Origin of the sequence: Bacillus sp. J33 (assembly GCF_000518885.1) — a bacterium.
Classification (GTDB): domain Bacteria; phylum Bacillota; class Bacilli; order Bacillales; family Cytobacillaceae; genus Cytobacillus.
Window position 1 is genome coordinate 1 of record NZ_JAEL01000128.1, and the last position, 13,557, is coordinate 13,557.

Consider the following 13,557-nt stretch of genomic DNA (forward strand, 5'->3'; position numbering starts at 1 on the left):
GGAGAAGCGTGTCAGCGGGAGACCCCGCAGGTGCGAATGCACCGAGGAGGCTCCCGGACCGCCCGCGGAAAGCGAGTGCCTGCAGCGGAAATCAACAGGCAAATTTAACAGAGCTAATTTTTAAAAAAGATGCCTTCATAGAGTGCCCATGTATTAATATTCCTTCTCGGGAAAAGCTCATGGGAACTATCCAAACCACCTCCTCTTATTCTTATACTATAAGCCCGTTCACATCTGAACAATTCATTTTAGTTATCCTCTTCCACAATGATTCATCTTGCAAAGAATTCCGCCAAATTATGTTAACCTAAATAATTATAAGTTGACATTAGTGGCCTCTCCTATTATTCTAAATTGTATAAATATTGATTCATCAGGAGGCATCATATGAAAAATAGGTTAAGAACGATTGATTTAACTTTGGCTGGTATGTTTGTTGCCCTTATGGCAGTTGGAGCAAACATCACCTCATTTGTTCCATTTATGGTTATTGGGGGAGTTCCTATTACACTGCAAACCTTTTTCGCCATATTGGCAGGGGCAATCTTAGGAAGCCGATTAGGAGCAATTACAATGGGCGTTTACGCTTTTGTAGGACTTGCAGGTGCTCCGGTATTTGCTAAATTTGGCGGTGGTTTTGCTTCATTGCTAAGTCCCACTTTTGGGTTTATCCTATCGTTTATTATCACTGCCTATGTAACTGGAAAAATCATCGAAAAGAAAAAGTCTCTACCAGTTTATGTTGCTGCAGCCATTGTTGGTATGGTAATCAATTATGTTTTTGGGACGAATTGGATGTATATAGCTTACAAGCTTTGGTTTACAGCACCAGAAGGATTTACTTATCAAATGGCATGGCTATGGATGGTGGTCCCTCTTCCAAAAGATATTATTCTATCAGTTTTTGCCGGTATAATGGCCAACCGGCTGGAGCATAGAGTATTTGCCCGCAGCCAATTCAGGAACATAAACCCTGCAGCATGATATTAAAAACCTAAGGAGTGGTTACATGAATTATCGAGATTTAGCAAAAAACGTACTGGAAGGATATGAACTGACAGACTCGGAAGCTATGGGAATTTTAAATTGTCCAGATGACGAACTGCTGGATTTATTGCAAAGTGCTTATAAAATTCGCCATTATCATTATGGCAATCAAGTCAAATTAAATATGATTATTAACACCAAATCAGGCCTTTGTCCTGAAAACTGCGGCTATTGCTCCCAATCGAGCATTTCAACCGCCCCTATTGAGAAATATCGAATGATGGATAAAGACTCCATCATAAAAGGTGCGTCACAAGCAAATCAGCTCAATGTCGGCACGTATTGCATCGTTGCAAGCGGCAGGGGCCCAAGCAATAAGGAACTCGATGAAGTTGTATCAGCTGTTAAAGAAATAAAAGAAAACTATAGTATGAAGGTATGTGCCTGCCTCGGTCTCCTAAAACCTGAACAGGCCGAAAAGCTGAAGGAAGCTGGAGTGGACCGCTATAACCATAATATCAACACCTCTGAAAATCACCATGAAAGCATCACGACTTCTCATACATACCAGGACAGAGTAAATACTGTCCAATTAATCAAGGAAGCCGGAATTTCACCTTGCTCCGGCGTCATTATCGGTATGAAAGAAACTAAAGAGGACGTCATCTTGATGGCCAGAAGCCTAAAAGCCCTTGATGCAGATTCAATCCCTGTCAACTTTTTGCATGCAATTGACGGCACACCGCTTGAAGGAACAGCTGAGCTGAATCCGCGCTATTGCCTGAAGGTGCTGTGCCTCATGCGATTCATTAATCCTACTAAGGAAATCAGAATATCCGGCGGACGTGAAGTTAATCTTCGCAGCCTTCAGCCGCTTGGCCTCTATCCGGCAAATTCCATTTTTGTGGGCGATTACTTGACAACAGCTGGACAGGAAAGCACAGCGGATCATCAAATGCTGAAGGATCTAGGCTTTGAGATTGACTTCGTTTCGGAAAATCCTGTTTTAACTTAAATAAAAGGCTGTGTTAAAGTTTATTGTTGATTTTAGCAGCCTGTTGATTGGAGCGGAAGGTACGAGCTCCTCGAAAATGCTACCGCATTTCCTTACGACGAGGTGTTAACTCGGGGAAGCTTATTCAATGTCCTGCGGGAGAAGCGTGTCAGCGGGAGACCCCGCAGGTGCGAATGCACCTCGGAGCATCGGACCGCCCGCTGAAAGCTTGAGTGCCCCGTGCTGAAATCAACAGGCAAATTTAACAGAGCCAAATAAAAAAAAGATCCTGCGATTGTGTGAAATACAGGATCTTTTTTTATGAAGTTTTACTATGTTAAAAACTGCGCTTCATCAATTTAGGTCCTTACATGTGAAGATATGGCTACAATTCATCAAAACCATTATCAACCTGCACCTTTGTATATTGCCTTGATTTTTGTTCAAAGAAATCCGATTTGCCATGGTCCACTTCTTCATAAGCTACAATCCAGCGGAGCGGATTTGTACGATAGCCTTCAAAAGGACGTTCATACCCCAGCTGATTGCAGCGAACATTTGCATAAAACCTGATATAGGCTTCAACATCAGACAGCAATATGCCTTCCGTTTTTTCGCCAATAACATGCCGAGCCCATTCAATTTCTAATTCTGCAGCCCGTTTAAAAGTATCCCGAACAAACTTCTCCAGTTCTTTTGTCTTCAATTCAGGATTTTCCTGCAATATTTCTTTAAATATCTTTACAAATAAATCAACATGGATTTGTTCATCCCGGTTAATATAATTAATCATAGTAGAAGTCGCAACCATCTTCTGATTCCTGGCCAAATGATAAAAGAATGCAAAACCTGAGTAGAAAAATAACCCCTCCAGAACAACATCAAAGACAATCGATTTCAATAAATTCTCCGGGCTTGGATTTTCCGCAAAGTCGCTATATCCATTTACAACGAACTCATTTCTCTCTGCTAGAATTGGCTCAGTCCTCCAGAACTCAAACACCTCATCCTGTTTTTGTTTCGTTACAAGACTCGAAAGCACATATGAATAAGAGTGGTTATGAATTACCTCCTGCTGCGCAAGTATGATCATAAGCGCAGAGAGGCTTGAGTCCGTTAAATAATCTGCCACCTTGCCTGCGTAATCTGTCTGCACGCTGTCCAGCAGCGCCAGCAAACCGATAATTTTAAGAAAAGCTTCTTGTTCGGCCGCTTTTAATTCAGGAAACTGCTTTATATCCTGAGACATATTAATTTCAAATGGTGTCCAGAAATTCGCAAGCATTTTTTTATATTTCGGGTATGCCCATGCAAAACGGACATCATCCCAGTTTAGAATATTCGAGCACTCACCATTTATAATAGAAGTTGCTTTATTCGGAGCTGCTTGATTGATTAATGGGCGTTTTTTTAATGTTTCCATAAGTTCCTCCTTTAGCTTGAGCAAGATTCACAATCTCCAATTTCAGACGAAGTTGAACGTACATAATAAGTTGTTTTTAATCTCTTCTTCCATGCTGATAGATGCAAATTTAATAGATCGATCGCTTTTATATTGTTAGGAATATAAAAATTAAATGAAATGGACTGATCGATATGCTTTTGCCTTTTTGCATTCTGCAAAAGGCTCCACTCCTGGTCAATATGGTAGGCCGATTTGTAATACCAGATCGTTTCGCTGTTTAAATCTGGTGCTGTTACAGGAATCCTATAATCTTTTTTCTCCTCGGAATACTGTTTATTGAAAATCGGATCAATACTTGGGGTGCTGCCTGCAATCAATGCGGTAGATGCATTCGGAGCAACTGCCAGCAGGTAACCATTGCGAACGCCGAATTCTCTTACTTCATCTTTCAAAACTGACCAATTCAAGCTTGACTCCGAATCGAAATATCCGCGTTTTTTAAAATAGGCGCCGCTCTCCCAATCAGATCCCTCAAAAGCAGAATATTTTCCTTTTTCTTTAGCAAGTTTCATAGAAGATTTTATGGTTAAAAAGGCAATTTTCTCGTATAGCGCATCAGCAAAGTCCACGGCTTCCTCACTCTCCCATGGAACCTTTTTCAATGCCAGCAAATGGTGCCAGCCAAAGGTTCCCAACCCAATTGCCCGGTATTTTTGATTGGTAATCTGCCCCTGAAGTACAGGGATATTATTAATATCAATGACATTATCGAGCATCCGTACCTGAATGGGTATAAGTCTCTCAAGCGCATTAAATTGACAGGCTCTCGCCAGATTAATTGATGATAGATTGCAGACAACAAAGTCCCCTGGTATTTTTTCAATGATGATCTTTCCATCTTTCGTATATTCTTCAACCCTCTTTGTCACACTTTGATTTTGAATAATTTCGGTGCAAAGATTTGTACAATAAATCATACCGCAGTGTGAGTTTGCATTTTTCCGATTCACTTCATCCCGATAAAACATAAAGGGTGTTCCAGTTTCAAGCTGGCTTCTCATAATGGATTTCATTATCTCGATTGCAGGCACCTTCTCCCTTGAGAGAATCGGACTGTCAATACATTCCTTGTATTTTTGGCGAAAAGAGCCTTCGCCCTCCCCTTCATCGTAAAAGTCTTCAAGAGAGAAACCCATTACCGTGCGGACTTCATGCGGATCAAACAAGTACCAATGCCCTCGGCTTTCCACCTTTTCCATAAACAAATCCGGAATGCACACACCTGTAAATAAATCATGTGTCCGCTGCCTTTCATCTCCGTTATTCAGCTTTGCATCAAGGAATGAAAAAATATCTTTATGCCAGACATCGAGATATACGCTAACCGCTCCTTGGCGCTGTCCAAGCTGATCCACACTGACTGCTGTATTATTCAGCTGCTTCATCCACGGGATCACTCCAGAAGAGGCACCTTTAAAACCTTTAATATCACTGCCTCTGCTGCGGATTTTCCCCAGATAGACACCAATCCCGCCGCCATTCTTTGACAGGGAGGCAATATCCGTATTGCTGTCGTAAATGGCATCAAGGCTGTCATCTACCGTCTCGACAAAACAGCTAGAAAGCTGCCCCCAATTTTTCCCCGCATTTGCTAATGTAGGAGTAGCAACTGTCATGTATAGCCCGCTCATGGCCCAGTAGGCCTCTTTAACCAGATCAAGCCGTTTGTCCGGATGCTCCTTTTTCATTAATACCATACTTATGACCATAAACCTCTCCTGCGGAAGCTCAAACAAATTTTTCTGCCTGTCTCTTGCCAGGTAGCGGTCTGCCAGCATTTTGAGCCCTATATATGTAAATAGATAGTCATTTTCTTTCCTAATGGCTTTTTCCAGTTCCCTAATATCGGCCTTTGAATAAGTATCCAATAAATCGGCCTCATAGATTCCCAAAACCGTCAGCCGTTCAATTAATTTATAAAAGTTTCCATAACATTCCTCAGGCAAGCATTCTCTATTTTTGCCAGCCTCCATATAGAGTTTGTTCAAAAGCAGCCGCGAGGCCGCAAATGTCCAATCCGGCTCATCCATGCTGATAAACGATAGACATTCTAAAATTAGCTGATCATATATTCCTTCATCCTTTAGCTGCCCCATCTCTTGAGTCCTTTTATATAAATGTTCAACATCAAGCTGCGGAAACTCTTTTTTGAGCTCCTCTAATATTTCAATCGTCTGTAAAGTTTGTACCATCTTGCTTCCTCCTAATGGCAAAATAAAAATCCGCCCGGAAATGAGCGGATCAAACGAAAGAATAATAGCCGGAACTAAAAGTTATACGTTTCAGCCAATAGAAAGCAAAAATCAATAATTAGCTTGCAACAAACTTTTCCTAAATGCCATTACACCATCGTTTCATCATCTCAGTCCCCGGAGATTAGAAACTTTCGATCGCCTTGGCAGGTCTCCTGGCTTGTGCTTCAATCTACTAAAAGCCCTTCCCATACAAGCAACCTTATAGCGGCTTGTACAGTGGCATGCTTTGTTCGTCTGCATTTACAGTTGCGGGGACAGCTCCGGAATTTCACCGGATTCCCTATTAAGTCCTTTTAGGACACCAATCACGATCTATATGTAGTTTTTATTTTTCAAATCATTACTATATGTTGTAGGTAATTCTAACACACAGAAAAATAGATTACAAACCTTTTGAAGGAAACACTTCACATTTAGTTCATTCTTCCTCAATAATTTCTCGACAATTAACCCGTATTCTTAAGATGAAATTCATAACAGGAGTGATTCAAAATGAAAAGATTCGTTGCCGGAATTTTCTCCGTTTTACTTCTTCTTCGCTCAGGCACTGCCATTCTGGCAGCTGTAGATGAATGGATATTTTGATGTACTAAAAAAGAAGAAGGGGGCTGCAGCCTCCTTCTTCCTTTTCGTTAAAAACTATCGTTCGCAATAATACTTTTAATTTCGTCTTGATTCACCTCAAACCCTATTAGGTGCCTTTTCTTAGTTCCTCTATACCATTTCTTTTTTTCAAAAAGAAAGGCAGGAACGATGCGGCTGCCTGTTAGTCCGATTAGATCCGTTTCTTTTCCGGGGTCTTTTGACAGGTCTACTTCAGTATAAAAAACATTATTTTGCAAAAGAAACTCTTTCGCTGCCTGACAATCCTGTCAAGCAGGTCTTGTAAATAGCGTGAGGTTTATTTTCAACGAACAGCATTCCTTTCGAAAAATGGCTACTTTTTATACCGGTCTATTCATGTTTTTCCGTTTCTTCATTTATTTCATGGTTCTCCATTTCTATTTCACGCTTTTCTTGATCTGGTTCGGCCAGAACAGTGTCATATACCGTATAACCCGCCATCACAAGAACCAGGTAGGCAATTGCTGCAGCTGCGTATTTTTTCATGATAGCCAGCCCCTTCCGTCCAATTATTTACCCGTTCTTTTCATTTAATTTTACTCTTTGCAAGCGCAAAGCGTTTAAAACAACCGATACTGAGCTAAATGCCATCGCGGCTCCGGCTAGCCATGGAGCAAGGAAACCTAGAGCTGCCACTGGTATGCCAAGCGTATTGTAAGCGAAGGCCCAGAACAGGTTTTGCCTTATATTGGATATCGTCTTTTTACTCAATAGGATTGCGTCTGCAATACTATTCAAATCGCCTCTCATCAATGTAATATCAGCTGCTTCCATTGCAACATCCGTACCTGTGCCAATAGCCATCCCGATATCCGCAATTGCTAAAGCAGGTGCATCATTAATCCCATCCCCGACCATGGCGACTTTTTTCCCTTGTTCCTGAAGCCTTTTGACTTCGCCAGCTTTTCCTTCAGGAAGAACTTCTGCAATAGCAGCATCAATGCCGACTTCTTCAGCAATAGCCTGAGCTGTCCGTTTGTTATCGCCTGTAATCATGACCACTTCAAGCCCCATATCCTTCAGACGCTTGATTGCTTCTTTGGATGTTTCCTTTACAGTATCGGCAACGGCTACAATACCCATGTATTGTCCATCAATTGCTACCAGCATTGCTGTTTTGCCATTGTCCTCAAGTGACTCCATTTTAGGCTTTGCTGTCTCAATGTCAATATTGTATTTTTGCATTAATCTTCTAGTGCCGATCAGCAGCTCTCTGCCTTCTACTTTAGCTTTAATACCAAATCCAGGAATTGCTTCAAATTCTTCAGGATTCAATAAAGTAAATCCTTTTTCCTTTATTCCCTTAACAATTGCTTCTGCCAAAGGATGCTCCGACTGTCTCTCGGCTGAGCCGGCAAGCTGAAGGAAAGTATTCTCTTCCATGTTCCCTTCCACGATCACATCTGTTAAAACAGGTTTCCCATGTGTAACCGTTCCTGTTTTATCAAGGACAACAGTTGTGATTTCATGCGTTAGCTCCAAATGCTCTCCGCCTTTGAAAAGAACGCCATATTCTGCTGCACGTCCTGATCCAGCCATTATGGAAGTTGGCGTTGCCAAACCAAGGGCACAAGGACATGCAATGACAAGTACGGCAATTAATTTTTCTAGCGCCTCTGCAAACTCTCCTGGACTTACCCATAAATACCAAACAAAGAAAGTTATGAATGCGACTGAAACTACAATAGGGACAAAAATACCTGATATTTTATCTGCAAGCCGCTGAATTGGCGCTTTCGACCCTTGTGCTTCTTCAACCACTTTAATAATTTGTGATAGGGCTGTGTCTTTGCCGACTTTCGTGGCTTTCATCTTCAGGAATCCATTTTTATTAATGGTTGAGCCAATAACTGTATCGCCGACAGTTTTATCAACAGGCACGCTTTCCCCAGTCAGCATCGACTCATCCAATGCTGATAGGCCTTCTGTTATCTCCCCATCAACCGGAACCTTCTCACCCGGCTTTACATAAATGATCTCCCCAACAAGCACTTCTTCAAGCGGGATTTCAAGCTCTTCACCATTTCTCAAAACAGTTGCCGTTTTTGCCTGGAGTCCCATCAGCTTTTTTATCGCCTCGGAAGACCGGCCTTTTGCCCGAGCCTCAAACAACTTACCTAATATAATCAAAGTAATTAATATGGCACTCGTCTCATAATAAAGTTCAACCATATGTGCATTTGTGCCAATCGATAAAATTGACTGATATAAACTGTAAAAATAGGCAGCAGAAGTTCCGAGAGCTACCAAAACGTCCATATTGGCACTCTTATTTTTAAGTGCTTTGTATGCACCTGCATAGAATTGCTTCCCAATAAAAAATTGAACAGGAGTAGCGAGTGCAAGCTGTACCCACGGGTTCATAAACATATCAGGCACATAAATAAATGCGGTAAACTCAAAATGGCCTACCATGGACCAAAACAACGGGATAGAAAGAATTAATGAAAAAATAAATTTCCCTTTTTGCTTTTCAATTTCTTTTTCCCTATAATTAGCGCTTTCGGTATTATCATCTTGTTTTAATTTTGCTTGATATCCGAGATTTTCTACTTTCTTGATCATATCCTGGACAGATACCTGTTCAGGATTGTATTCAATCGTGGCTGTCTCAAGAGCCAGATTCACAGCAGCTTTTTTAACGCCTTGAAGTTTATTTAACCCTTTTTCAATACGTCCTGAGCACGCAGCACAGGTCATGCCTATTAAATCAATTTCAGCTTTTTCAGAAACAACTGCATATCCAAGATCCTCAATTTTTTTCTCAAATTCCTGAACAGAAATTACTTCAGGATTGTATTTAATTGATGCTTTTTCCAGTGCAAGGTTGACATTTGCTTCTTGAACACCATTAAGCTTATTTAATCCTTTCTCGATGCGGGAAGAACAAGCTGCACAGGTCATCCCTGATATAGGCAATTGTACTTCTTTTAATGCTGCATCGCTCATATTTACCACTCCTTTAATTAAGTGAGGTTTATCTTTTATAACAATATACTATACCCCTCTACCCTATATGTCAACCAAATAAAACTAAAAATTTTTAAAAAAAGAGAACGTGTTTTAACCACACGTTCCATCCCGCAAAACTATTCAACATCGTAGCCCTGATCGTCAATTGTATCCTTGATTTGATCAAGTGTAACCGCTGAAGAATCATATTGAACTTGTACCTGCCCGTTTTCAAGATCAACTGATACTTTTTCTACACCATTTAATTTACCAACGCTGCCCTCTACTGCTTTAACACAGTGTCCGCAAGACATACCGCTTACTTTCAATGTAGTATTTTCCATATTTATCCTCTCCTTATTTCCTCATTAACTTTTGGATTGTTACTAGAAATTCATCCAGAACTTCATCATCGCCCTCATGGATTCTTTCTACTACACAGCTTTTCAAATGGCCTTCCAGCAAAAGCTTTGCCACACTATTCAAGGCAGACTGAGTTGCAGAGATCTGTGTAATCACATCATCACAGTAGGTATCTTTCTCAATAAGTCCTTTTATTCCGCGAATCTGCCCTTCGATTCGGTTCAGCCTGGTAGTCAAATTCTTTTTAACTTTTTCGGAATGGTGACTTTTTCTTTCTGAGTCAATTGAACAGCAGCTCTCAGCCGATAATTCATCATTTTCTAATTCAAAAGCCATTTGGTCCGCCTCCTTTAGTCACATTATATTATACCCCGGTACCCTATGTAAAGTGTTGTGCATTCAAAAAACACTCCATTTTTTTGCTGTTTGTTCATTTTTCCCTATTATGATATTCAAATTCCCTGTTCATACTAACGGAAACATAACATTCGAAGGAGGGGATATACATGAAGAAAAAACAAACATTAATGGAAGATTCCAGCAAGGACTTATATGGGATAGACAAAGAAGTTAGCCTGCAATCGGTGAACTTTGCTTCAGCCGAAAACCAGTATTTAAATGAACGGACTGAAAATGAAGCCAGCCATGAAGGATACTAAACAAAGCCGCCTATTTCGGCGGCCTTTCTAATGTTATAGTTCTTCAAGCTCTGCTATTTCTACTTCTGATCTTTCCTCGAGCGGCCCTCGAAGATGAACAGTAGCTGTTCTCCCATCTTCGTTTAGCTTATCGATCCAAACAGAAGCACCATTGTATTTTACTTCAATATCAGCTGATGATGATAGAATTTGCTTTACTCGTCTTGCATCCATTCAAAACACTCCCCTGCATTTTTTCATTATATTTTTTGCAGGGGATAAATTTTTTATACTAATAAAAACACTATTTAAGTCAATTTTGTTATAAAAATGGTAGCTAGCCCAAAATAAATAAGCAATGACAAAATATCATTCAGTGTTGTAATTAATGGACCCGAAGCAACAGCGGGATCAATATTAAACCGATATAAAACTAATGGAATGATCGTTCCTGCAAGCGTTCCGATAATAAGGGTAAGAATTAAAGATGTGCCAACAACCAATCCAAGGATTAGGCTGCCCTGCCATACATAAGCAATTACCGCTATTAGGATACCGCACGTCACTCCTATGATGATGCCAACACTAAGTTCCCGGAAAACTAACTTTGCCACCAGTTTTTTATCCAAGTCTCTATTAATTAGCCCGCGGACAACAACTGCCAATGACTGAGTTCCTGTATTTCCTGTCATCCCGGCAATCATGGGCATAAAAAAGGCTAGTGCAACTGCCTGAGATAAAGTTTCTTCAAAGCCGCTGATGATTGTACCGGAAACAATCCCAATAAATAATAGCAGGATTAGCCATGGAAGCCTTCTGTATGCAGCTACCAGCGGCTTTGTATCAAAATCAATTGCCCTTCCTGAAGCGGATAGCTTTTCAATATCTTCATTTGCTTCACTGATTACAACATCAATTATGTCATCAAATGTAACAATGCCAACCAGCTGTCCATCTTCTACAACTGGGATTGCAAGGAAGTCATACCTCTCAATCAGTCTTGCTACCTCTTCCTGATCAGTATCCGCTGGAACTGCGATAACCCTGCTATACATAATATCCTGAATTTTTTCATTCTCATTGGCAAGTATCAAATCCCTGTATGAGACGACACCTACAAGTTTCTTTTCTTCATCGACTACATATAAATAGTTGATTGTCTCAGAGTATTCAGCAAAGGACTTCATTTTTTCAACTGTGTCACGGACAGTATAATGCTGCGGAATCCAGACAAACCGATTCGTCATAAGCCTTCCAGCTGTTTCAGGTGGATATTTCATTATACTTTTTACAATTCGGGATTCTTCGATTTTCATGCCGGACAGAAGCTCTTCCATCCTTTCAGGGGACATCCCTTCCAATAATGCGGCAATATCGTCATTATCCATCAGGTCAAGTACCTCACCTGACTTTTCAATACCTAACAAGGAAAGAACCCTTGCTTGATAATCCTGTTCAAGTTCCTGAATTAATTCGGCAATTTGATCGGGGTTCATGTAAAGAAGAAAACGCGGATGATGCTTTACAGGCAACCCTTCAAAAATTCGGGCAATATCATAAGGCTGCAGCTCTGTAATGATATTTTGGAAACTGAACCTCTTTGTTTCTTTCAATGCTTTTATAATTTCAAGGGTTATTTGATTTTCGGACATTTTATTTGGCATGTTTTCTCCTCCAAAAGACACTCCGTTTATCCCTTTTGTTATTCCCGAAAAAGCCGGACAATAAAACGGCCATATTAATGCTTCTGTTAAAAGTTGTCCTATCCTTCTTTTTACAGGAATACAATGTGTACAAACAGTGTTTACGTTAGGGAGTTGTAAAAGATGAGTATTTTTTTAGGTTATGTACTCTTGGGTCTCTCTCTGGCAGCGCCGATTGGACCAATTAATGCCGCCCAGCTCGATAAAGGCATCAAAAACGGATTTTTCCATGCCTGGCTCGTTGGTCTAGGTGCCATGACCGCTGATGCTATTTATATGCTAGCTGTTTATCTTGGTGTTGTTCACTTTCTTGAGATTCCAATTATGAAAGCATTTCTTTGGTGCTTTGGATTTTTTGTTCTAGTCTATACTGGGGTAGAAAGCCTGGTAAGTGCAGGAAAAATCGTATCGAGCAAAAGAGGGAGAGATGAATCTTCTATTAAGTCCTTTATGTCCGGGTTTCTGATGTCATTATCTAATCCATTAACTATTTTATTCTGGCTGGGGATTTATGGTTCCGTACTCGCTAAAACGGCAGCTGAGTATGATAAGGCACATGTCATTTTATACAGCGGCGCCATTTTTATCGGGCTTCTGCTATGGGATTTGACTATGGCCGGTGTCGCCAGCAGTTTTAGAAGATTTTTAACAGGGAAGATTCTTGCCTTAATTTCGATATTGTCAGGTTTATCATTGATTGGGTTCGGCATTTACTTTGGTTTGCAGGCCTATAAATTGTTATTTTGAGAACGGGTACATAAGTACAAATAGCCTTCGCAATTTGTTTGGAAAGAAGGGCTGGAGCACAGTCAAGGGGATATTCAGAAAGGATGCCAACATTTACCTAGCCTATTTTTAGTTTTATCTAACATGTTTGGAAATATATCGAGCATGCCTTTGTATTTATGCACCAAATATGCAAATTTACTAGCAGCATTTTAACTTTATCTAACATTTAGCACAATTTTAGCAATATTTTTCGACAAGATCTTTTAAAAGAACAGGATTGATTCCTCAAACAGACGGTAGAATGGGGAGTGGTGCATATAATTTGAAAGTGACGCATAAGTGAGCGAAAGTGAGTCATAAATTTTTATAAATGGTGCATATTTTCGCCAAATAAATGCAAAAAAACATATTACCACAATATTAATAGGAATAAACCTGGAATAGAACCCACCTATCCAATGTCTTTTTCACTTAGAAATAAACCTTTATTATGTTTAAAAAAAATGAGCACCTATTCAGGTGCTCAGGCTGTCGAGAAACTATCGACAGCCTTTATTTTAATAGTTAACTTTAATTATTCACCGNGTTAATATGTTATAATTAACCCATTAAATCCTATAGATTGTGGTGAATTTACATGTTTAAACCCAAAGAATCTTCGCAAAATGAAATTGAATTTGTGTCTATTGATGAACTTGTTCCTTCGGACCACCTTCTGCGAAAAATAGATCAGTACATAGATTTTTCAACCATTTTAGATAAGGTTCGCCCATATTATAGTGAGGACAACGGTCGACCAACGGATCCTCTACTTCTATTCAAAATGATGTTTATTGGCTATTTGTAC

12 protein-coding genes, 2 pseudogenes and 1 riboswitch are annotated in these 13,557 nt (G+C 40.1%); of the genes and pseudogenes, 5 read left to right on the forward strand and 9 right to left on the reverse strand.

Going from position 1 to position 13,557, the window contains the following annotated elements; translation table 11 throughout:
- Positions 1 to 387 precede the first annotated feature (387 nt).
- Positions 388 to 984, forward strand: a complete 597-nt coding sequence (locus L634_RS0125795; RefSeq protein WP_026584916.1) for a biotin transporter BioY — start codon at positions 388 to 390, stop codon at positions 982 to 984.
- 25 nt (positions 985 to 1,009) lie between these two features.
- Entirely contained in the window at positions 1,010 to 2,002 is a 993-nt protein-coding gene (bioB, locus tag L634_RS0125800; protein ID WP_026584917.1) for a biotin synthase BioB, read from the forward strand.
- Between the two features lie 364 nt (positions 2,003 to 2,366).
- Here the strand turns inward: bioB and L634_RS0125805 are convergent, their stop codons facing one another.
- The 7 genes and pseudogenes from L634_RS0125805 to L634_RS0125840 all read right to left on the reverse strand — a co-directional run bounded on the left by L634_RS0125805 (position 2,367) and on the right by L634_RS0125840 (position 9,976).
- Positions 2,367 to 3,404 carry a ribonucleotide-diphosphate reductase subunit beta gene (locus L634_RS0125805; RefSeq protein WP_026584918.1) on the reverse strand — a complete coding sequence of 346 codons (1,038 nt, stop codon included), beginning with the start codon at positions 3,402 to 3,404 and terminating at the stop codon, positions 2,367 to 2,369.
- Between the two features lie 11 nt (positions 3,405 to 3,415).
- Positions 3,416 to 5,638, reverse strand: coding sequence for a ribonucleoside-diphosphate reductase subunit alpha (locus L634_RS0125810; RefSeq protein ID WP_034263258.1), 2,223 nt, complete (start codon positions 5,636 to 5,638; stop codon positions 3,416 to 3,418).
- Between the two features lie 189 nt (positions 5,639 to 5,827).
- Positions 5,828 to 6,022: riboswitch (cobalamin riboswitch) on the reverse strand.
- 311 nt (positions 6,023 to 6,333) lie between these two features.
- Positions 6,334 to 6,558, reverse strand: a pseudogene (locus L634_RS31790) (glutaredoxin family protein); the annotation flags it as partial.
- A 97-nt stretch (positions 6,559 to 6,655) separates the two neighbouring features.
- Positions 6,656 to 6,811 (reverse strand): hypothetical protein, encoded by a 156-nt coding sequence (locus L634_RS33630; protein ID WP_157452462.1) that lies wholly within the window; start codon positions 6,809 to 6,811, stop codon positions 6,656 to 6,658.
- A gap of 27 nt (positions 6,812 to 6,838) precedes the next feature.
- Positions 6,839 to 9,274: a heavy metal translocating P-type ATPase gene (locus L634_RS0125830; protein WP_026584920.1), complete on the reverse strand. Its 2,436-nt coding sequence runs from the start codon at positions 9,272 to 9,274 to the stop codon at positions 6,839 to 6,841.
- A gap of 140 nt (positions 9,275 to 9,414) precedes the next feature.
- The gene (gene copZ, locus L634_RS0125835) at positions 9,415 to 9,621 is read right to left on the reverse strand and encodes a copper chaperone CopZ (RefSeq protein WP_026584921.1); all 207 of its coding nucleotides are present in this window, start codon (positions 9,619 to 9,621) and stop codon (positions 9,415 to 9,417) included.
- Between the two features lie 13 nt (positions 9,622 to 9,634).
- Positions 9,635 to 9,976: a metal-sensitive transcriptional regulator gene (locus tag L634_RS0125840; RefSeq protein ID WP_026584922.1), complete on the reverse strand. Its 342-nt coding sequence runs from the start codon at positions 9,974 to 9,976 to the stop codon at positions 9,635 to 9,637.
- 170 nt (positions 9,977 to 10,146) lie between these two features.
- Here L634_RS0125840 and L634_RS34035 point away from each other — a divergent pair, with 170 nt between their 5' ends.
- Positions 10,147 to 10,299, forward strand: coding sequence for a hypothetical protein (locus L634_RS34035; protein ID WP_198029831.1), 153 nt, complete (start codon positions 10,147 to 10,149; stop codon positions 10,297 to 10,299).
- A 33-nt stretch (positions 10,300 to 10,332) separates the two neighbouring features.
- Here L634_RS34035 and L634_RS0125850 read toward each other — a convergent pair whose 3' ends face one another.
- The gene (locus L634_RS0125850; protein ID WP_026584923.1) at positions 10,333 to 10,512 is read right to left on the reverse strand and encodes an H-type small acid-soluble spore protein; all 180 of its coding nucleotides are present in this window, start codon (positions 10,510 to 10,512) and stop codon (positions 10,333 to 10,335) included.
- Between the two features lie 74 nt (positions 10,513 to 10,586).
- A complete protein-coding gene (mgtE, locus tag L634_RS0125855; RefSeq protein ID WP_026584924.1) occupies positions 10,587 to 11,942 on the reverse strand; it encodes a magnesium transporter in 1,356 nt (451 codons plus the stop codon).
- 162 nt (positions 11,943 to 12,104) lie between these two features.
- On the opposite strand from mgtE, the gene L634_RS0125860 reads away from it, so the two are divergent.
- Both L634_RS0125860 and L634_RS0125865 read left to right on the forward strand, forming a co-directional pair.
- Positions 12,105 to 12,728, forward strand: a complete 624-nt coding sequence (locus tag L634_RS0125860; RefSeq protein WP_026584925.1) for a LysE family transporter — start codon at positions 12,105 to 12,107, stop codon at positions 12,726 to 12,728.
- Positions 12,729 to 13,347: 619 nt separating this feature from the next.
- A pseudogene (locus L634_RS0125865) lies at positions 13,348 to 13,557 on the forward strand (IS5/IS1182 family transposase); the annotation flags it as partial.

Bases quoted from the DNA above. Each gene is read 5' to 3' on its own strand.
- copZ (WP_026584921.1), bottom strand. From the start codon at position 9,621: ATGGAAAATACTACATTGAAAGTAAGCGGTATGTCTTGCGGACACTGT.
- L634_RS33630 (WP_157452462.1), bottom strand. From the start codon at position 6,811: ATGAAAAAATACGCAGCTGCAGCAATTGCCTACCTGGTTCTTGTGATG.
- L634_RS0125860 (WP_026584925.1), top strand. From the start codon at position 12,105: ATGAGTATTTTTTTAGGTTATGTACTCTTGGGTCTCTCTCTGGCAGCG.
- L634_RS0125810 (WP_034263258.1), bottom strand. From the start codon at position 5,638: ATGGTACAAACTTTACAGACGATTGAAATATTAGAGGAGCTCAAAAAA.
- L634_RS0125795 (WP_026584916.1), top strand. From the start codon at position 388: ATGAAAAATAGGTTAAGAACGATTGATTTAACTTTGGCTGGTATGTTT.
- L634_RS0125850 (WP_026584923.1), bottom strand. From the start codon at position 10,512: ATGGATGCAAGACGAGTAAAGCAAATTCTATCATCATCAGCTGATATT.
- L634_RS34035 (WP_198029831.1), top strand. From the start codon at position 10,147: ATGAAGAAAAAACAAACATTAATGGAAGATTCCAGCAAGGACTTATAT.
- bioB (WP_026584917.1), top strand. From the start codon at position 1,010: ATGAATTATCGAGATTTAGCAAAAAACGTACTGGAAGGATATGAACTG.
- mgtE (WP_026584924.1), bottom strand. From the start codon at position 11,942: ATGCCAAATAAAATGTCCGAAAATCAAATAACCCTTGAAATTATAAAA.
- L634_RS0125805 (WP_026584918.1), bottom strand. From the start codon at position 3,404: ATGGAAACATTAAAAAAACGCCCATTAATCAATCAAGCAGCTCCGAAT.
- L634_RS0125840 (WP_026584922.1), bottom strand. From the start codon at position 9,976: ATGGCTTTTGAATTAGAAAATGATGAATTATCGGCTGAGAGCTGCTGT.
- L634_RS0125830 (WP_026584920.1), bottom strand. From the start codon at position 9,274: ATGAGCGATGCAGCATTAAAAGAAGTACAATTGCCTATATCAGGGATG.